Genomic DNA, 19009 nt, shown 5'->3' with positions numbered 1-19009 from the left:
ATAAGGTGCTGCCCGTGACCTCTTCGCCGCAGCCGCTCACCTCCGCCAGCCTCGCCCTTCCCGGCGTGCGCCACGCCTTCTTCACCCGACAGGGCGGCGTATCGACCGGCCTCTATGCCTCGCTCAACACCGGCACAGGATCGGCCGACGACCAGACCCTCGTCGCCGAGAACCTCGCCCGTGTGGCGGCCCACATGGGCGCCCCCGCCGACCGGCTGGTAACGCTGTTCCAGACCCACTCGGCGATCTGCCACACCGTGACCGCGCCGACCGCCGACCGGCCCGAGGGCGACGCGCTGGTGACCGCCGTCCCCGGCATCGTCCTCGGCGTGCGCACGGCGGACTGCGCGCCGGTGTTGTTCGCGGACGCCGAAGCCGGTGTCGTCGGTGCCGCCCATGCCGGGTGGCGCGGCGCGGTCGGCGGCGTCCTGGAGGCGACGTTGGCGGCGATGACCGCCTCCGGGGCGCGCATGGAACGCACCGTCGCCGTCATCGGCCCGACGATCGCGCAGACGTCCTACGAGGTGGGCCAGGAACTCGCCGACGCCGTTGCCGAGGCGGCGCCCGCCGGGGTCGACACCGCGGCCTTCTTCACCCCCTCCGCCAATGCGGGACGGCTGATGTTCGACCTCCCCGCTTTCGTCGCCGCACGGCTCGGCGCGGCAGGCGTCGGCACGGTCGACGATATGGCTTGCGACACGTACGGCGATGAGGAACGCTTCTACTCCTACAGGCGCCGCACCCACCGCGGCGAGGCAGGGCAAGGCAGCCTGATCGCGACCATCAGCCTGGAGGCTTGACGATGGCTCTTCACTTCAGCCGCGATGAATACGACGCGCGGATGGACCGCCTTCAGGCCGAGATGGCCGAGAACAAGCTCGACGCCATGCTCCTGTTCGCCCAGGAAAGCATGTACTGGCTGACCGGCTACGACACCTTCGGCTTCGTCTTCTTCCAGTGCCTCATCGTCACCAAGGAGCGGCGGATGGCGCTGCTCACCCGCTCGGCGGATCTGAGGCAGGCCCGCCAGACCTCGATCATCGACGAGATCGTCATCTGGACCGACAGGGCCGGCGCCGACCCCGCCAAAGCGCTGAAGGACCACCTGTTCGAGATGGACCTTCTGGGCGCACGCATCGGCATCGAGACCGACACGCACGGCCTGACCGCCAAGAACGGCAAGCGACTCGAGGAGCATCTGGAGCGCTTCGGCACCTTGATCGAGGCGTCGTCCATCGTGCCGCAACTGCGCAGCGTGAAGAGCGACGCGGAGATCGCCTATGTGCGCAAGGCGGGCCAGCTGGCCGACGCGGCGCTGACTGCGGGGCTTGAGCGCATCAAACCCGGCGCCGACGAGGGCGAGATCCTGGCCGCGATGCAAGGGGCGATCTTCGCCGGCGGGGGCGACTATCCAGCCAACGAGTTCATCATCGGCTCCGGCGAGAAGGCGCTGCTGGTGCGCTACGCCTCCGGCCGCCGTAAGCTCGACGCGGACGACCAGCTCACGCTGGAATTCGCCGGCGCCTACCGCCACTACCACGTCGCCATGATGGAGACGGTGGTGATCGGCACGCCGCGCCCGCGCCACCGTGAGATGTTCGATACGGCCGAGGCGGCGCTCACCGAGGTGGCGGCGACGATGCGTCCGGGCAACACCTTCGGCGATGTTTACGAGGCCCATGCCCGCACCCTGCAGGACCGTGGTATGGGTTCCTTCCGACTCAACGCGTGCGGCTATTCCTTGGGCGCCGCCTTCACTCCGTCCTGGATGGACTGGCCGATGTTCTACGCCGCCAACCCCGCCAAGATCGTGCCGAACATGGTTCTGTTCGCCCACATGATCCTGCTCGATTCCGAGAGCGGGACGGCGATGACCCTCGGCCGCACCTTCCTCACCACCGACGACGCGCCCGAACCCTTGTCCGCCCTCGCACCGCGCCTCCTGACGGCATGAGAGCCGCACTCGCCCTCCTCCTCGTCGTGGGCCTCGCCGGATGCGATGCGCCGCGCCTGACCGGCGTCGCCACCGGCGTCGCCGCCAACGTCTATTCCCCGGTGGAGCCGGTGGGAACGCCCGAGGAGGCCTCCTTCGCGTTCGAGCCCTTCCCCGGCGCCCCCGGCAACATGGCCGACGAGCTGACCCGCCGGCTGTGGCGCAGCGCCGAGCAGGAGGGGCTGACGGTGGTGAAGCGCCCCGGCGGCCGGGCTCTGTTCCGCGTCGAAGGCACGCTGACTGCCGTGTCGGAGGACACCAACTCGCTGGTCTTCTACGTGTTCGACGTGAAGGACGTGTCGGGACGGCGGGTGCACCGCATCTCCGGCACCAAACGGTCCGATTCCAGCGACGGTGACCCCTGGGCGGGCGTGGAGGAGAGCGACCTCGACATCATCGCCCGGCGCGTTGCCGCGCTGCTGCGCGCCTGGCTCTATTCGGACGCCTGAGCGGGCTCGGCGGAGCCGGTGCCGCGCCGCCTCGCCGCAACCCAGGTTTGCAGCGCGCGCCGGCACCTCGCATCCCGTCCCGAGCCGTCATATATAGCCGCCGGCGGCCGGTCCCGGCGGCCGATATGTGAATTGCTGCCACCAAAGCGGCCAGGGCCGATGACAAGGCGTCCAGGCCGGGATAAGCGTCGGTGCGCAGAAGAGGATCCGCCGATGCTGGACATGCGCGCTGCCGCACCACCCGCCCCGCCAAGGGTGAGGTGCCCCGCACCCGTGGGCGTCGTGCCGCGGTTCCTCGCACCACCGCCACCGGACGATACCCCGTCCTCTTCCCCCCGCCGCCCGACGGCGGATTCATCCTGCCCCTTCCAGACGACCGAGGTTTGACGTGACGCGCTACATCTTCATCACGGGTGGCGTTGTGTCCTCGTTGGGCAAGGGTCTCGCTTCGGCCGCGCTCGGCGCCCTCCTCCAGGCGCGCGGCTTCAAGGTGCGGCTCCGTAAGCTGGACCCCTACCTCAACGTCGACCCCGGTACGATGAGCCCCTACCAGCACGGCGAGGTCTTCGTGACCGACGACGGCGCGGAGGCGGACCTCGACCTCGGCCACTACGAGCGCTTCACCGGGCGTCCGGCGAGCCAGCAGGACAACATCACCACCGGCCGCATCTACCAGGACATCATCACCAAAGAGCGCCGGGGCGACTATCTCGGCGGGACGGTGCAGGTGATCCCGCACGTCACCGACGCGATCAAGAACTTCGTGCTCGAGGGCAACGAGGGCATCGACTTCGTGCTGGTGGAGATCGGCGGCACGGTGGGTGACATCGAGGGCCTCCCCTTCTTCGAGGCGATCCGCCAGCTCGGCACCGAGTTGCCGCGCGGCGCCGCGCTCTACATCCACCTCACCCTGATGCCCTACATCCCGTCCGCGGGCGAATTGAAGACCAAGCCGACCCAGCACTCGGTGAAGGAGCTGCGGTCGATCGGCATTCAGCCGGACATTCTGCTGGTGCGGTGCGACCGTCCGATCCCGGCCGGGGAGCGCCGCAAGCTCGCCCTCTTCTGCTCGGTACGTGAGACGTCGGTGATCCCGGCGCTCGACGTCGCGTCGATTTACGACGTGCCGATCGCCTACCACAACGAGCGGCTGGACGACGAGGTGCTCGACATCTTCGGCATCAAGGCCGCGACGCCGGACCTCGGCGGCTGGGCCGAGATCTCCAAGCGCGTGAAGGACCCCGAAGGCGAAGTCACCATCGCCGTGGTCGGCAAGTACACGGAGATGAAGGACGCCTACAAATCGCTGGTGGAGGCGCTGACCCACGGCGGCATCGCCAACAACGTGCGCGTCAAGCTCGACTGGATCGAGGCGGAGATCTTCGAGACGCAGAACCCGGCGGCGCACTTGGAGGGGGTCAACGGCATCCTGGTGCCGGGCGGGTTCGGCGAGCGCGGGGCGGAGGGCAAGATCGCCGCGGCCTCCTTCGCGCGGCGCCACAAGGTGCCCTACTTCGGCATCTGCTTCGGCATGCAGATGGCGGTGATCGAGGCGGCGCGGCACATGGCCGGCATCGAGGGGGCGAGCTCGACCGAGTTCGGCCCATGCCGCGAGCCCGTCGTCGGCCTTCTGACCGAGTGGCTGCGCGGCAACGAGCTGGAGAGGCGGCTCGAGGGCGGCGACCTCGGCGGCACGATGCGCCTCGGCGCCTACCCGGCGGACCTGTCGGGCGACACGCTGATCGCCAAGGTCTACGGCGCGACGCGGATCGAGGAGCGCCACCGCCACCGCTACGAGGTCAACATGGCCTATCGCGAGCGGCTGGAGGCGGTGGGGATGCGCTTTTCGGGCACCTCGCCGGACGGGGTGCTGCCGGAGACGGTGGAGATCGTCGACCACCCGTGGTTCATCGGCGTTCAGTTCCACCCGGAGCTGAAGTCCCGCCCCTTCGAGCCGCACCCCCTGTTCGCGGGGTTCGTGGGCGCAGCGATGGTGCAGAGCCGGTTGGTTTAGGCAGCCGGCTCCGCCTTTCGTCGGTCCTCGGCCGCTCAGTCGAGCGGCGGTTCCGCGTCGGCGAGCAGACGGCGCCGGGCCGACGAGGACTGGCTGTTCGGCAGCGCCAGAGCGAGGCCGAAGGTGAGGATGCCGAGCCGTCCGGCCGCCATCAGAACCACGATCACCACCTTGCCGACGCTCGACAGGTCGCCGGTGATGCCGAGCGACAGGCCGACGGTGCCGAGCGCCGAGATCGCCTCGAACAGAAGCGCCTCGAAGGACGGTCCGCCCTCGGAATGGGCCAGCACCAGAAGCCCGGCGAGTAGCACGCCGCCATAGAAGACCATCGCCGCCGCCGCGGAGCGCACTGTCCGCAAAGGCACCTCGCGGCCGACGACGAAGACCTCGTCCCGCCGCCCCAGCACCGCCGCGACGATGCCCCACAAAACGGCGAAGGTGGTCGTCTTCAACCCGCCGCCGGTCCCGGCAGGCGACGCGCCGACGATCATCAGCACCATCAGCACCACGATGGTGCCCATGCCCAGCGTGCCGATCGACATGGTGTTGAAGCCCACCGTGGTCGAGGCCGACATCGCCTGGAAGAAGGCGCCGAGCGCCCGATCGGCGATCGGCAAGGCGGCCAGCGTCTCGTCGGTCAGCATGATCGTCAGGAAGGCGGTGGAGATGATCGCGAGCGTCACCAGGAGAATGGTGCGGCTGGTTTCGCCCAGGCGGCGCTCCTGGCGGGTCAGGGTACGCCACGTGTCGGACACGACGATGAACCCGATGGCACCCAGGAGCGACAGGACGGCGACGACGGCGTTGACGCCGGGGTTCGCCACATAGTCCTCGAGCCCGTTGGCGTTGAGGCTGAAGCCTGCGGTGCAGAAGGCGGACACGGCGTGGAAGATCGCGCTCCACAGCGCGTCCGGCCGACCGGCCTCGGCGAACAGAAGGTAGAGCGCCGCAGCGCCCGCCGTCTCCACCAGAAGCGTGAAGACGACGACGGCACGCAGGAAGCCGGGCACGGAGATCTCGTCCGGCAGGTCGAAGGCGGCGCGCACGGTGCGCTGGCGGCCGCGGCTCAGCCGGTGCCTGAGCGCCAGCACGAAAAAAGACGACAGCGTCATGTAGCCGAGGCCGCCGACCTGGAAGAGCGCCAGGATGACGATCTCGCCGGCGAAGGTGTAGCTGGTGCCGGGATCGACGGTGACGAGGCCGGTCGTCGACACGGCCGAGGTGGCGATGAACAGGTTGTCCAGCGGCGCGACAGGGACGGCCTGCGCGAAGGGCAGCGACAGGAGCGCGAAGCCGAGCGCCATGTAGCTGACATAGCCCACCAGCAGCAGACGGGCCGTCGACAGCCTGTTGAGGCGCGACAGGACGGCCTTCGCCGCGCGACGATGGATCGGTTTGATGGGTGGCAAAGGGGGAACTTCCAACAAGTGGGTGCGCGTGGCACCGGATGTGTAGGATGCTCCCCAACCAATATGGCGGCCCACCGGTTCCCTTCCCTCTTGCGGAAAGGAATGGTGATGCCGGAGGAGACACGGAATGAAGACCAACCTCACCATCAACCCGGAGCGGCTCTGGGACACCTTGATGGACACCGCGAAATTCGGCGCCACGCCCAAAGGCGGCGTCAGGCGGCTCGCCCTCAGCGCCGAAGACAAACAGGTGCGTGACTGGTTCAAGGCCGCCTGCGAGGACGCCGGCTTCACCCTCGGCCTCGACACCATGGGCAACATGTACGCCACCCGACCCGGCACCGACCCGAACGCCACGCCCATCGCGCTTGGCTCCCACCTCGACACCCAGCCGACAGGCGGCAAGTTCGACGGCATCCTCGGCGTTCTGGCGGGCCTCGAAGCCCTGCGCACCCTCGTCGACGCCGGCTACGAGACGCGCCACCCCATCACCCTCGTCAACTGGACCAACGAGGAAGGCGCCCGTTTCGCCCCCGGCATGACCGGCTCCGGCGTCTACTCCAACGAAATGCAAGAGGCGGACATGCTGGCCCTCGCCGACCCCATCGGCGGGGTGTTCGGCGAGGAGCTGGAGAAGATCGGCTACAAGGGCACCGAGCCGACCGGCGCGCGCAAGTTCGCCGCCTTCGTGGAACTCCACATCGAGCAGGGGCCGATCCTGGAGAAGGAAGAGCTGCAGATCGGCATCGTCGAGGGGGGACAGGGCCTCTTCTGGTTCGACGTCACGATCACCGGGCGCGACAGCCACGCCGGCACCACGCCGATGGACTATCGCCGCGACGCGCAGATGGCGCAGGCCGAGCTGGCGCTCGCCATCGAGGAGATCGCGCTCGCCAACCCGCCGGGAGTCGGCACGGTGGGCGTGACGGCGGTGCTGCCGGGCTCGCGCAACACGGTGCCGGGGCTTTGCACCATGTCGGCCGAGCTGCGCCACCCGGACGGTGACACGCTGACGGCGATGACCGCGGCGCTGGACGCCAAGGTGGCCGAAATCGAGGCCAAGCGCCCGGTGAAGATCGAATTCACGATGCGCTGGCGCAAGGACCCGGTGAAGTTCGACGCCCGCGTGGTGGAGGCGATCGCCGGCGCGGTGGAGAAGCATGGCTTCACCTCCAAGCGCATGATTTCGGGCGCGGGGCACGATTCCTACTTCGTCGCCACCACCTGCCCCACGGCGATGATCTTCGTCCCCTGCTGGGAGGGGATCAGCCACAACGAGGAAGAGAGCGCCACCAAGGAGGACTGCGCCGCCGGGACGCAGGTGATCCTCGACACCATCATCGCCCTCGACCAGACGCTCTGACGCGCCAGCCGTCGGCCCCTCACCCGCAGGCGTTGAAAGACGCGCTCGCGGGCGGTAGGTCCGATGGCGATCATGCCAGGTGACGAATGACAGACCTCGCCCCCGAACGCGCCGCCGATCTCGCGGCCGTCCCCCTCGCCCGTGCCTACCTCGCCGGTGAGGCCGACCCCATCGCGGTGACGGAGGTCCTGCTGGACCGCATCGCCGCCGCCCAGAGCGACGCGGTTTATCTGACGGTGACCGCAGAGCGCGCCCGCCGCGAGGCCCGCTCCGCCAAGGCCCGCTACGATGCCGGCCGCCCCGCCTCCGGCCTCGACGGCGTGTCGATCGCCTGGAAGGACCTGTTCGACATGTCGGGCGAGGTGACGACCGCGGGGTCCGCCCTGTGGCGGAACGCCAGCCCCGCGGAGGACGATTGCCCCGTCGTCGCCCACCTCGCCGCGGCGGGCATGGTGGCGCTCGGCAAGGTGAACATGACGGAGTTCGCCTTCTCCGGCCTCGGCCTCAACCCCCATTATGGCACCCCCGCCAATCCGCACGACAAGGAGACGCCGCGCATTCCGGGCGGGTCGTCGTCCGGCTCGGCGGTTGCGGTGGCGTCCGGCCTCGCGACGGCGGCAATCGGGTCCGACACCGGCGGCTCGGTGCGCATCCCTGCGGCGGTGAACGGCATCGTCGGCTACAAATCGTCGGAGGGCCGCATCTCGACCGAGGGCGCGACGCCGCTTTCCTTCACCCTCGACACGGTGGGTCCCCTCGCCCGCACGGTGGAGGACTGCGTCCACCTCGACGCGGCGCTGCGCGGCACGGCGCCCACGGTCGCCCGCGGCCACATCGCCGGGATGCGCCTCATCCTCTCCGAAACGCTGTGGCTGGACGACTGCGAGGACGCGGTAACGGACGCCTTCGAACAGGCGGTGAAGCGGCTGGAGAAGGCGGGCGTGACGGTGGAAACGCGCACGGTGCCGCAGATCGGCGAGGCGGCGCGGGTGATGGCGGACCACGGCACGCTCGCCAACGCGGAGTCCTACTTCTACCACCAGGAGCGGATGGAGAGCGCCGACGCGGAGGAGATGGACGGCCGGGTGGTCGCCCGCATCCTTCGCGGCAAGACCATGACCGCGCAGGACGTTCTGATGAACCAGCGGATGCGCGCCAAGCTCTCGGCGCAGATCGCGGCCGACATGGAGGACGCCTTCCTCATCGGCCCGACGGTGCCTCGTGTGGCACCTGAGATCGCGCCGCTCGATGCGGACCCGGACGAGTTCGGCCGGGTCAATCTCCTGATGCTGCGCAACACGATGACGGGCAACTTCCTCAACCTGCCGGGTGTGGCGATGCCGATGGCGAGCCCGTCGCCGCTGCCGGTGAGCTTCCTCATCAGCGCGAAGAGCAACGACGACGAACGTCTTCTATCGGCGGCACTGGCAATCGAGGCGATCGTCCGCGGCGACTGAACCCCGTTTCCGGCGCAGCCGGCGCGGCACCCCTGCTGGGAGGGCTGCGGCGGGGTCAAGCGTTCGCCCGGAGACACGCGCAGCGCCCTCGACTTCGAGGGTGCGAGCATGGCGAGGACGGACGCTTGACGCCGTTGCGGCCCTCGACACGCTTGGATCAGGGGTTTCAGAGGGAGGGTGCTCTTCGCACCCTCACACTGAACCCCTGCCGGGTGGCGAACCGGGGGAGCGCGAGGGGGAACGCCTCGCGGGGCGCTGCCGCGGATGAAGACCCGGCGCCGTCACCCAAAACGCCGCCGCAACCCGTCACCAGAGCCCGCCGCCACAGCTTGGCCCGTGGGCACAAACAAAAAGGCCGCCCCGGAGGGCGGCCTTTTCTGGTCTCTGGATCGGGATCAGTCGAAATTCTGGTCTTCGAGGCCGGCGATCTGATCATCGGTGGCGAGGAGCGGGGTGATGCGGCGGACCGTGACGCGGCGGTTCGTGCGGCTGTCGCCCATCGTCTGCTCCTTCAGGTACTGCTCGCCGAAGCCCTGGGTGACGATGTTCTCCGGGGGGATCTCGAAGTACTCGGTCAGGATCTCGGCCACGCTCTCGGCGCGGGCGTCGGACAGGACGAGGTTCGATTCGGGCGAGCCGACCGCATCCGTATGGCCCTCGATGAGGAAGACCTCGGACGGGTTCGCGTAGATCGCCTCTTCCATCGCGACGCCGAGCGTCTCCAGGTTGCCGATCTCCGAATCGTCCACGTAGGCCGAGCCGGACTGGAAGTTGATCGTGTCGACGTCGATCCGCGGCATCAGAGCGCGCAGATCTTCGTTGTAGAGGACCTGGTTCAGCGTATAGGCGCGGTCGAGCTCCTGGACCGGCTCGGCGGTCACCGTCTCGTAAACCACTTCGACGGGCGCGCGCGACGGCTCGACCACGTAGCGGTCATAGGGCATCCCGACGTTCACCTGGCCGATGTTGACCTCAAGGCTCGAGCGATCGTCCCACCAGGTCGGCAGGTTGTTGAACAGCGTGACCGTCTGCCCGTTCGGCAGGACGCGGTAGCGACGGATCGGAACGCCGTTGTTGTCGACGATAGTGACGATGCGCGAGCCGTCGCCGCGAACGACCACAGATTCTGTCCAGCCGTTGTTGAGGTCACGCACGTCGTAGGCGTCGGCGCGCCAGCCGAAGCGGCTCGGGTATTCGTCGACGATCAGCGGCTGGCCTTCGACCACGTAGGTGGTGCGGCCCTGGGTGGAGGCGACGATGGCGGCACCGGCGAAGGCGCCGAGACCGGCCCAGGCGGCGCGCTCCAGCGTCTCGTTGCGGCGGCTGCGCTCCCAATCGCGGTAGCGGTCGCGGCGCTGCTCCTCGCGGCGGACCCAGTCGCGGCGGTCGTCGCGCTGCTCCTGGCGCAGCTCGCGGCGCAGGTCGTCACGGCGATCGCGCAGGCGGTCGGCGCGGCGCTCGGCCCGCTCGGCGCGCTGGCGCAGGTCGTCCCGGTTTTCCTGGCGCTGGGCGCGGGCGATGTCCTCGCGGCGCTCGCGGCGCAGGCGTTGACGGTCCTCCTGACGGTCGAAGCGCGCGTCCTGACGGCGGTCCTGACGGTCATCGCGGCGGTCCCGCACAATGTCACGGCGATCGTCGGCGGCATCCTGACGGCGATCCTGACGCGCGTCCTGGCGCTCACGCCCGTTCGGGCCGGGGTCCTGGCGGGCGTTCTGACGGTCACGAAGGGCCTCTTCGCGGCGGCGCTGCTGGGCGGCCTGCGCGTCGCGGCGGCGCTCCTGGCCATCGGCCTGCGCATCGCGGGCGCGTTCTTGACGGTTGCGGAGCAACTCCTCGCGGCGGGCGTCGCGGCTCGGCTCGCCCTGCTGCTGAGCCTGGTTCTGCCGCTGGGCCTCGCGCTGACGCTGTTGGCGCTGTTCCTGGGCCTGACGCTGCTCGCGCTGGCGCTGCTGTTGCGCTTCACGCTGTTGTTGCTGGCGCTGCTGCTGGGCGTCGCGCTGTTGCTGCTGGCGCTGCTCCTGGCGGCGCTGTTCCTGCGCCTGGCGCTGCTGGTTCTGCTGGCGCTGCTGCTGCTGCTGAGCCTCGCGCTGCGGCTTGCCCTGATTGCCCTGGTTACCCTGCTTGCCCTGGTTCCCCTGCTTGCCTTGGTTCCCCTGGGCCTCATTGCGCTGGCGACGCTCTTCGCGGGCCTTGGCGCGGCGCTCCTCCTGGCGCTGGTCCACGGGGGCCTGCGCCAGAAGAATGCCCGGCGAAAGCCGGGCAAGGTCGACGGGGGAGCGGGTCGGGAGGCTGCTGCGCTGGTCGCGTGCCTTCTCCCGCCGCTCGTTGGTGCGCTGGCGCTGCTCGGCGGCGTCGTTGCGCCGCTCGTTCGTCGTCGCACGGTCCTCGCGGGCCGCCTCACGACGCTCGTTTGTCATTTCCTGCTGCGTCGCGCGCTGCTCGCCGCGAAACTCCTGGCGCTCGTTGGCGCGCTCGTTGTCCTCGGCGCGCTGTTCTGCGGCCCGTTCGCGGCGCTCGTTCTGGATCTCCGCCTGACCGGCGCGGCGCTCGGCCGGGGTGTGATCCTCGGCGCGGAACTCGAGCCGCTCGTTGCGCAGCTCGTTGTCCATCTGCCGGGTTTCGCGGGCCCGCTCCTGGCGCTCGTTCTGGATCTCCTGCTCCGCCTGCCGGTTTTCCCGGCGGAACTCCTGGCGCTCGTTCTGAAGCTCCTGGGCGTTCTGAACGGTGCTGATGCTCGGTTCGGCGTCGACAGCGGGCGCTCTCACCCCCACCTGCGCCGAAGCCGGGACGGTCGCTGCCATGACGGCGGCGATTGCCCAGCCTGTGACCTTACGCATACTGCCTTCCTTCTGGCTGAATGACGCCCCGGATAGATGACGGGGCGTGTATGGAGCCTGAACGCATGGGAGCGCTGCGGAGTTCAGTCTTGAATGGCGTTTGTGCACAGGTTGCCCGGCATATAAGCGGCGCCGGGCAACCTCTCGCTCGCTCTAGCTGTGGATGACGCGCCCGTAGGCGTCCATCACGCTCTCGTGCATCATCTCCGACAGGGTCGGGTGCGGGAAGACGGCGTTGATCAGCTCTTCCTCGGTGGTCTCGAGGTTCATGGCGATCACGAAGCCCTGGATGAGCTCGGTCACTTCCGCGCCGACCATGTGGGCGCCCAGAAGCTCGCCCGTCGTGGCGTCGAAGATGGTCTTCACCAGGCCGTCCGGCTCGCCGAGCGCGATCGCCTTGCCGTTGCCGATGAAGGGGAAGCGGCCGACCTTGACGGCGCGCCCCGCCTCCTTGGCCTTCTTCTCGGTCAGCCCGACCGAGGCGACCTGCGGGTGGCAATAGGTGCAGCCGGGGATCTTGGCCTTGTCCATCACGTGAGGGTGCTTGCCGGCAATCGCCTCGACGCAGATCACCCCCTCGTGCTCGGCCTTGTGGGCCAGCATCGGCGGGCCGGCGACGTCGCCGATGGCGTAGATGCCCGGAACGTTGGTCTTGCCGAAGGGGTCAATGACGACGCAGCCGCGCTCCGTCTTCACGCCCAGCTCTTCCAGCCCCAGCCCCTCGATGTTGCCGACCACGCCGACGGCGGAAATCACCTTGTCGACCTCGACCACCTCGGACTTGCCGCCCGCCTCGATGGTGGCCTTCAGGGTCTTGCCCTTCTCCACCTTCGCCACCTTGGCGTTGAGGCGGATTTTGAGGCCCTGCTTTTCGAGCTGCTTCTGGGCGATCTTCGAGATCTCGGCGTCTTCGACGGGAAGGATCTGGTCCATCACCTCGACCACGGTGACCTCGGACCCCATGGAGTTGAAGAAGGACGCGAACTCGATGCCGATGGCGCCGGAGCCGACCACGAGGAGGCGTTTGGGCACCTCCTTCGGAACCATCGCCTCGAAATAGGTCCAGATGGCGTCTTTGTCGGGCTCCAGGCCCGGCAGGACGCGGGGGCGTGCCCCGGTGGCGACGATGATGTGTTTGGCGGCGTAGGTGCCCGCACCCTTGGCGCCCTTCGGCGCACCGTCGGCGGCCTTCACCTCGACCTTACCGGCGGCGGCGATCTTCGCCGTGCCCCAGATGACGTCGACCTTGTTCTTCTTCAAGAGGAAGCCGACGCCGGTGTTGAGCTGCTTGGAGACGCCCCGCGAGCGTTCCACCACCTTGGCGATGTCGAAGGTGAAGTCCTTCGCTTCCAGCCCGTAGTTCTTGGCGTGCTTGAAGTGGTCGTAGACTTCGGCGGAGCGCAGCAGCGCCTTGGTGGGGATGCAGCCCCAGTTGAGGCAGATACCGCCGAGGTGGGACTTTTCCACCACCGCCGTCTTGAGGCCGAGCTGGGCGGCGCGGATGGCGGTGACGTAGCCGCCGGGGCCGGAGCCGATGATGAGAACGTCGTAAGTGTCGGCCATTATTTCATCTCGATTTCGATGAACGCGACGACGCCGTCGGACGTGTTGACGACATCGTGGGAGACGCCCTTGGGACGTGAATAGCTGACGCCGAGCTTCATCTCGGCCGGGTGCTCGCCCTTGTCGTCCACCATGGTCAGCGTTCCGGGGATCACCGGCACGACGACGTAGGGATATTCGTGGACGTGGGCGCCGGTGGCGGTGCCGGGGGCGAAGGTCCACCGGGTGACGCGGACATGAGGCTCGTCGATCTGCACCTCAGCGGTCGCGGCGGGATAGGTCATCTCGGGTCATCTCTCGGTCTCGTGGCGGCGCGAGCTTAGCCGGAGATTGCGGAGAAGTCCGCCACCTCGCGGGTGGTGTCGCGCAGCGCGGCCAGAAGGCGCAGTCGGTTGGCGCGCAAGGTCGGGTCGTCGGCGTTGACCAGCACCGCCTCGAAGAAGGCGTCGACGGGGGCGCGCAGTGCGGCGATGGCGGACATCGCGCCCGCATAGTCCTCGGCGGCGACCTTGGCGGCGACGGCGGTGCGGGCCTCGGCCACGGCGTCGAACAGGGCGATTTCCTGCGGCTCGACGAGGGCGGCGCGGTCGGGGGCAGCGGTCTCGGCGACGCCGTCCTTCTTCTCCTCGGCCTTCAGGATGTTGGTGGCGCGGCGGTATCCGGCCATCAGGTTGGCGCCGTCGTCGGTCGCGAGAAAGTCGCTCAGCGCGGCGATGCGGTTGACGAGGTCGACGAGATCGACGGTGGTCGCGACGGAGCGGACGGCGCGCACGGTGTCTGCCGCCACACCCGCGTCGCGCTGCTGGACGATGAGGCGGTCGACGATGAAGTCGGCGAGTTCGCCCACGGGGCCGCGCGCCTTGTCAATTCCTCGTTCCGACGCCCCCCGGGGAGTGGCCGGATCATTGTCTCTCGCCGCAATCGCCTGCCACGCGTTGTCGAGGTCCGAGCCGCCCCAAAGCTTCCACGCATCGTTGAGAACGCCTTTGAATGCACCGTCGTCGAGCGGCAGGCGGATCTGATTGTCGAGCACCAGTCGAATGATGCCGAGTGCGGCACGGCGCAGGCCGAAGGCGTCGCCGGAGCCGGTCGGCTTCTCGCCTGCGGCCCAGAGGGAGACGAGCTGGTCCACCTTGTCGGCGAGCGCCAGCACCACGGAGAGGCGCGCCGTCGGAACGGCATCGTTCGGCCCCTGCGGCTGATAATGCTCCTCGATGGCGGCGCACAGGTCCTCGGGCGCACCGTGGGCGGCGGCATAGTGCCGGCCCATGTAGCCCTGAAGCTCAGGAAACTCGCCCACCATGCCCGTCACGAGGTCGGCCTTGATGACGGCGGCGGCGTCGGCCGCATAATGCGGGTCGATGCCCAGAACCGGCGCGATCTCCATCGCGAGCGCCTTGATACGCTCCACCCGGTCGGCCTGCGTGCCCAGCTTCTCGTGGAAGGTGACGGTGGCCAGCTTCTCGGCATGGACGGCGAGGCGCTTCTTCATGTCCTCGTCCCAGAAGAACCGCGCGTCGGCGAGGCGGGCGCGGACCACGCGCTCGTTTCCGGCGATGATCGCCGTGCCGCCGTCGTCCGCCACCAGGTTGGAGGTGATGATGAAGGCGTTGGCGAGGCGGCCGGTGGCCGGATCGCGCGTGACGGAGCACTTCTGATTCTCGCGGATCGTCAGGCGGATCACCTCGTCGGGCAGCGCCAGCGCGGCCTCCTCGAAGCGGCCGACGAGGACGACGGGCCATTCCACCAGCCCCGCAACCTCGGTCAGAAGCGCGTCGTCCTCGACGAGCTCCAGGCCGAGGGCGAAGACGGCGTCCTTGGCGTCGTGCAGGATCTGGTCGCGCCGCCGGTCCTGGTCGACGACGACGAAGGCCTTTTCCAGGTTGGCCTTGTAGTCCTCCAGCCGGCGGACGCGGAAACGGTCCGGGGCGTGGAAGCGGTGGCCGACCGTGGTGTCGCCGACCGGGACGCCCGGAAGCTCCACCGGGACGATGTCCGGGTCCTCGTTCTCGGTGCCGAAGGTGGCGAGGATGGAGGTGAGCGGGCGCACCCAGCGGATGGCGCCGGGCTCGGCCTCGCCCCAGCGCATGGTGACGGGCCACGGGAATTTCTTCACCGCGTCGGCGATGGCTTCCGCGCAGATGGCGATGGCCGGGCGGCCGGGCACCAGCGTCTTGGCGACGTAGAAGTCGCCCTTCTTGGGGTCGGACTCGATTGTGGCTTCGTCGATCGAGGCGAGGCCGGCGGCGCGCAGGAAGCCGTCGAGCGCCTTCTGGGGCGCGCCGACGCGGGGGCCCTTGCGCTCCTCGCGCTTGTCGGCCGACTGGGCGGGAAGGCCGGTGACGGCGAGCACCAGCCGGCGCGGGGTCGCCGTGGCGTAGGCGCCTTCGTAGGTGAGGCCGGCATCCACCAGGGCGTTGGTGACGAGGCGCTGAAGATCCTCGGCCGCACGGCGCTGCATGCGGGCGGGGATCTCTTCGGACAGGAGTTCGACGAAAAGTTCGGGCATCGGCCGGGCGTTGTTGGGGTCTGCGGGCGCATGCCGGTGGCGCTCAGCGCTACCGGTCCGGGTCGCCTACCACCAGGACCGGCGCGGCGAAAGCCCCTACGGGCGTGCGCGGCCTGCCCGTCCCCGCGGTGGGGCGGCTTCGTAGCGCCGCCGTCGCTGCCCCGCGCTCAGCCGCCGGTGCAGGCGGCCGCGGCCTCCGGCGGGATGCGCATGGCGACGACCTCGGTGCGGGTGGTGGCGCTGATGACGGCGATCGCGCCACCGTCCGGCCCCAGAACAGGGCCGCCCGAGGCGCCGGGGGCCTGCGGGCAGGCGAGAACCATCGCCCGGCCCTCCCCGGTCCGGCCGGTGCGGGCGAGCGGGCAGTCGCTGCGGGTCTGGCGGTGCCGCACGGGCATGCCGTAGCCGATGGCGGCGAGAGGTGTGCCGGGGGCGGGATCGGCGTCCGGCCCCAGCGGCAGCACGGCGGGGGCGGGTTCGGAGAGGCAGAGGACGGCGACGTCGTTGCCGAGGTCGTGGGCCGATAGGGGCGCGAGGTGGGCGGCCCACGCCATCGCCGCATAGCCGAACAGGAGGTGCCCTTCGGCGGGGTCCTGGCCCCTGAGGCAGTGGGCTGCTGTCACGACGGTGCGCGGGCCGATGGCGAACATGGTGCAGTGCCGCGTGTCGCGGAACCCCGCGAAGTTGAGGCGGCCGATGGCGGCGGAGGGCGCTGCGGCGGCAGGGGCCGGCGCCCCCTCCTGCGCCGCGACACCGCCGCCGACCAGCAGCATCGCCGCAAGCACCACCGCCGCGAATTGGCGTCCCGCCCATCTTGACGCCCGCGCGGCGTGGCGGCACTGCCCGTCCATGCGACCGATCCTCTTCCTCGACGTGTCCCGCCTGGTGCGGCGCTATGAATTCTTCGGCGGCCCGACCGGCATCGACCGGATCGAAATGCGCTTCGCCAACTGGATGCTGAGGCAGGAGGCGTTCGAGGCGCGCCCGGTCACCCGCATCGGCAACCGGCTGATGATGCTGCGCCCATCCGCCTACGCCAAGATCCACGACACGTTGATGGCGCGCTGGTCGGATGGCAAGCCGCGCCAGTTCATGGCCGACGGCTGGGGCGTGAAGGGCCAGTTCATCGCCGCCGAACGCACCTTGCAGCGCATCGCCGCGCAGATGGGTGCCAAACCGCTCGACGCCGAGGGGCGGCCCAACGTGACGCTGAATGTCGGCCACGACGGGCTCGACGTGGCGGAGAGGTTCGCCGGGCTGCCGGGTCCGTTCGCGGTGCTGCTGCACGACCTCATCCCGATCACGCATCCCGAATATGACAGCCGCCGCGCCACGCAGCTCCACTACAAGCGCCTGGAGACGCTGGAGGCGCGGGCGGACCACGTGTTCACCGTGTCGCAGGCGGCGCTGGACGAGCTGCTGACGCGCACAGGCACGCCGCGCTTCACGTCGTCGGTGATCCACTCGGGGCCGGGCCTGCCGGTGGCGACGAGCGAGATCGCCTACGACCGGCCGACCTTCGTCCATCTCTCCTCGATCGACCGGCGGAAGAACCTCGCCTTCCTCCTGCACATCTGGCGTGAGTTCGCGGGGGAGAGGGATGCGCCGCGGCTCATCGTCATCGGCCGGCGGGGCAACGACCAGACGGCGCTGGAGCTGATCGACAGGGCGGACGCGCTGGCGGGCAACGTGACGGTGACGGGGCCGCTGGGGGACGCGCAGGTGGCGGCACACATCCCCAATGCGCGCGCCCTTCTGACGCCGTCCTTCACGGAGGGGTTCGGTCTGCCGATCATCGAGGCTCATTCGATGGGGGTGCCGGTGATCGCCAGCGATATCGCCGCCCACCGGGAGGTCGGCGGGGCGGCGGGAACGTATCTGTCGCCGCTCGACGGGCCGGCCTGGGCGGAGACGATCCGCGCCTTCGCAATGGACGACGAGGTGCGCGACCAACAGATCGCCCTCATCGAGCCGCCGCGCACCTGGGACGACTATTTCGAGGAGATGACGGCCGCGCTAACCGAGCTCGCCCACCGGCCGAAGCGCAACGACTGACACGGCCTTTCTCCCACAAGGCCGAGGCCGCCCCCTCGCCCGAGCTGCGCCGCGCCTCGCCTCGCCGCACCCCATCTTGCCGCGCCCCCACCTGGCGGACAGGCCCCGCCGCAGCCTGTTCCCCGGAGCCGTCCATCGCTGAGCCCGACAGGAAGTCGATGCGGTGCCGCCGCAAGGCCGTAGAGCGAAGCGTGCCTTGCGGCGGTGCCGCATCGGCTTCAGGGCTCAATCAGCGATGGACGGCTTCGGGGAACAGGCGGGCCCACTGTTCCCTGGTGAGTTCCGGAGCGCCCTACCCCTTCTTCTCCCACGCCCCGGAGGGCGACTGACGCCAATAGGTCACCTCATGCCCGGCGGCCTTCAACGGCTTCCAGAAGCCTCGGGCGGCGGCGACGGCGTCGGGATCGTCGGCGGAGAAGAGCATCACCACACGGTCGTACCCCGTGATGTCGCCGGGCTCGGCGCGGTCGGCGAGGAAGCGCACGTTGGCGCCGTTCGGGTTGTCCGGCCCGGTGAGGATCACGACGGGATGCTCGGCGGCGTTGGCGTCGGCGATGCCATGCGGCAGGAAGCTGTCGTCACGGAAGGTCCACAGGAAGCGGTCGAGGTCGTCGCAGCGCATCGGCTCGGTGACCTCGACCACGGCGCGCCAGCCGCGGGCGAGGGTCCGCTCCAGGAGGGTCGGCAGCACGTCTTCCAGGCGCTGCCGCTCCAGGTGATAGAACAGGACCTCGGCCACGGCGCCTGGTCAGAATGTGGGCTTGGTGGCGACGAAGGACGGGTGGGCCGACAGCGGCGCCAGCCAGGCGACGAGGTTCGGATGATCCGCCCGCCACAGCCCGCCATAGCGCCCGTCGAGATATTCGAGGAGCACGCCGAGGGAGATGTCGGCCACCGTCAGGGCACCGCCGTGGTCGGGCGGCGCCGCCTCGAGGACGGCGAGGACGGCGCGGACCTTGTCGGCGAGATCGTCGACCCAGGCGTCCCACACCTTGTCGGCGGGGCGCACGGCGGTCTCGTAGCGGCCGGCGACGGCGCACTCGGTGGCGGCGCGTGTCAGGGCATAGTCGGCGCGGATCTTCCACTCGGCCGGGGTGCCACGGCCGAGCACGCGCTTATCACCGACACGGGCGCACAGATAGTCCACGATCACCGGCGAATCGGTGAGGACGAGGCCGTCGTCGGTGGCGAGCGCGGGGATCTTGCGCATCGGCGTCAACGCCTGGAACGCGGTGTTGGGCGCGGTCGGCTTCACCGTGGTGTCGATCTCTTCGATGTCCTCCGCCAGCCCCAGCTCGAGGGCGACGATGGACACGGTGCGACCGAAAGGTGAGAGCGTCTTGGAGTAGAGTTTCACCGC

Annotated in this window: 16 protein-coding genes; 8 read left to right on the top strand and 8 right to left on the bottom strand. The window is 69.5% G+C overall.

Features of this window, described 5'->3' with window-relative positions; all coding sequences use genetic code 11:
- Positions 1-14 precede the first annotated feature (14 nt).
- The 4 genes from pgeF (at position 15) to BIX52_RS10985 (ending at position 4456) form a co-directional block, all read left to right on the top strand.
- Positions 15-800, top strand: coding sequence for a peptidoglycan editing factor PgeF (pgeF, locus tag BIX52_RS11000; protein ID WP_075221212.1), 786 nt, complete (start codon positions 15-17; stop codon positions 798-800).
- 2 nt (positions 801-802) lie between these two features.
- The gene (locus BIX52_RS10995) at positions 803-1954 is read left to right on the top strand and encodes a M24 family metallopeptidase (RefSeq protein WP_075221100.1); all 1152 of its coding nucleotides are present in this window, start codon (positions 803-805) and stop codon (positions 1952-1954) included.
- Positions 1951-2442: a hypothetical protein gene (locus BIX52_RS10990; RefSeq protein WP_075221099.1), complete on the top strand. Its 492-nt coding sequence runs from the start codon at positions 1951-1953 to the stop codon at positions 2440-2442. The genes BIX52_RS10995 and BIX52_RS10990 overlap by 4 nt, the downstream gene beginning before the upstream one ends.
- 388 nt (positions 2443-2830) lie before the next feature.
- A complete protein-coding gene (locus BIX52_RS10985; RefSeq protein WP_075221098.1) occupies positions 2831-4456 on the top strand; it encodes a CTP synthase in 1626 nt (541 codons plus the stop codon).
- Positions 4457-4491: 35 nt separating this feature from the next.
- On the opposite strand, the gene BIX52_RS10980 is transcribed toward BIX52_RS10985, so the two are convergent.
- Positions 4492-5865 carry a TrkH family potassium uptake protein gene (locus tag BIX52_RS10980; RefSeq protein ID WP_211098174.1) on the bottom strand — a complete coding sequence of 458 codons (1374 nt, stop codon included), beginning with the start codon at positions 5863-5865 and terminating at the stop codon, positions 4492-4494.
- A gap of 127 nt (positions 5866-5992) precedes the next feature.
- Here BIX52_RS10980 and BIX52_RS10975 point away from each other — a divergent pair, with 127 nt between their 5' ends.
- Complete coding sequence (locus tag BIX52_RS10975) at positions 5993-7228, top strand: Zn-dependent hydrolase (protein WP_075221097.1); 1236 nt, start codon at positions 5993-5995, stop codon at positions 7226-7228.
- A gap of 86 nt (positions 7229-7314) precedes the next feature.
- Positions 7315-8685: an amidase family protein gene (locus tag BIX52_RS10970; protein WP_075221096.1), complete on the top strand. Its 1371-nt coding sequence runs from the start codon at positions 7315-7317 to the stop codon at positions 8683-8685.
- Positions 8686-9080: 395 nt separating this feature from the next.
- On the opposite strand, the gene BIX52_RS10965 is transcribed toward BIX52_RS10970, so the two are convergent.
- Positions 9081-10304, bottom strand: coding sequence for an OmpA family protein (locus BIX52_RS10965; protein ID WP_075221095.1), 1224 nt, complete (start codon positions 10302-10304; stop codon positions 9081-9083).
- Here BIX52_RS10965 and BIX52_RS23250 point away from each other — a divergent pair.
- On the top strand, positions 10233-11546 hold the full coding sequence (locus BIX52_RS23250; RefSeq protein WP_075221094.1) for a hypothetical protein: 1314 nt from the start codon (positions 10233-10235) through the stop codon (positions 11544-11546). The genes BIX52_RS10965 and BIX52_RS23250 overlap by 72 nt on opposite strands.
- Before the next feature lie 129 nt (positions 11547-11675).
- Here the strand turns inward: BIX52_RS23250 and lpdA are convergent, their stop codons facing one another.
- From lpdA to BIX52_RS10940, 4 genes are all read right to left on the bottom strand, one after another.
- Positions 11676-13085 carry a dihydrolipoyl dehydrogenase gene (gene lpdA / locus BIX52_RS10955; protein WP_075221093.1) on the bottom strand — a complete coding sequence of 470 codons (1410 nt, stop codon included), beginning with the start codon at positions 13083-13085 and terminating at the stop codon, positions 11676-11678.
- Positions 13085-13369: a cupin domain-containing protein gene (locus tag BIX52_RS10950; RefSeq protein ID WP_075221092.1), complete on the bottom strand. Its 285-nt coding sequence runs from the start codon at positions 13367-13369 to the stop codon at positions 13085-13087. The genes lpdA and BIX52_RS10950 overlap by 1 nt, the downstream gene beginning before the upstream one ends.
- A gap of 35 nt (positions 13370-13404) precedes the next feature.
- Complete coding sequence (gene glyS / locus BIX52_RS10945; protein WP_075221091.1) at positions 13405-15594, bottom strand: glycine--tRNA ligase subunit beta; 2190 nt, start codon at positions 15592-15594, stop codon at positions 13405-13407.
- A 167-nt stretch (positions 15595-15761) separates the two neighbouring features.
- Positions 15762-16445: a trypsin-like serine peptidase gene (locus BIX52_RS10940; protein ID WP_083660182.1), complete on the bottom strand. Its 684-nt coding sequence runs from the start codon at positions 16443-16445 to the stop codon at positions 15762-15764.
- Between BIX52_RS10940 and BIX52_RS10935 the strand changes: the two genes are divergently transcribed.
- Positions 16444-17649, top strand: a complete 1206-nt coding sequence (locus tag BIX52_RS10935) for a glycosyltransferase family 4 protein (RefSeq protein ID WP_157956246.1) — start codon at positions 16444-16446, stop codon at positions 17647-17649. The two genes, BIX52_RS10940 and BIX52_RS10935, sit on opposite strands and share 2 nt — an antisense overlap.
- A gap of 292 nt (positions 17650-17941) precedes the next feature.
- On the opposite strand, the gene BIX52_RS10930 is transcribed toward BIX52_RS10935, so the two are convergent.
- Together BIX52_RS10930 and BIX52_RS10925 are read right to left on the bottom strand one after the other, a co-directional pair.
- The gene (locus tag BIX52_RS10930; protein ID WP_075221088.1) at positions 17942-18388 is read right to left on the bottom strand and encodes a DNA polymerase III subunit chi; all 447 of its coding nucleotides are present in this window, start codon (positions 18386-18388) and stop codon (positions 17942-17944) included.
- Between the two features lie 9 nt (positions 18389-18397).
- Entirely contained in the window at positions 18398-19006 is a 609-nt protein-coding gene (locus tag BIX52_RS10925) for a glutathione S-transferase family protein (RefSeq protein WP_075221087.1), read from the bottom strand.
- Between the last annotated feature and the right edge of the window lie 3 nt (positions 19007-19009).

The organism is Acuticoccus yangtzensis (genome assembly GCF_001927245.1).
Taxonomy (GTDB): Bacteria; Pseudomonadota; Alphaproteobacteria; order Rhizobiales; family Amorphaceae; genus Acuticoccus; species Acuticoccus yangtzensis.
Note: the sequence above shows the minus strand (reverse complement) of the source record. Positions and strands in the feature narration are given on the sequence as shown.

Coding starts and splice junctions, on each gene's coding strand:
- BIX52_RS10995 (WP_075221100.1), top strand. CDS start 803: ATGGCTCTTCACTTCAGCCGCGATGAATACGACGCGCGGATGGACCGC.
- BIX52_RS10990 (WP_075221099.1), top strand. CDS start 1,951: ATGAGAGCCGCACTCGCCCTCCTCCTCGTCGTGGGCCTCGCCGGATGC.
- BIX52_RS10975 (WP_075221097.1), top strand. CDS start 5,993: ATGAAGACCAACCTCACCATCAACCCGGAGCGGCTCTGGGACACCTTG.
- BIX52_RS10970 (WP_075221096.1), top strand. CDS start 7,315: ATGACAGACCTCGCCCCCGAACGCGCCGCCGATCTCGCGGCCGTCCCC.
- lpdA (WP_075221093.1), bottom strand. CDS start 13,085: ATGGCCGACACTTACGACGTTCTCATCATCGGCTCCGGCCCCGGCGGC.
- BIX52_RS10950 (WP_075221092.1), bottom strand. CDS start 13,369: ATGACCTATCCCGCCGCGACCGCTGAGGTGCAGATCGACGAGCCTCAT.
- glyS (WP_075221091.1), bottom strand. CDS start 15,594: ATGCCCGAACTTTTCGTCGAACTCCTGTCCGAAGAGATCCCCGCCCGC.
- BIX52_RS10935 (WP_157956246.1), top strand. CDS start 16,444: ATGCGACCGATCCTCTTCCTCGACGTGTCCCGCCTGGTGCGGCGCTAT.
- BIX52_RS10940 (WP_083660182.1), bottom strand. CDS start 16,445: ATGGACGGGCAGTGCCGCCACGCCGCGCGGGCGTCAAGATGGGCGGGA.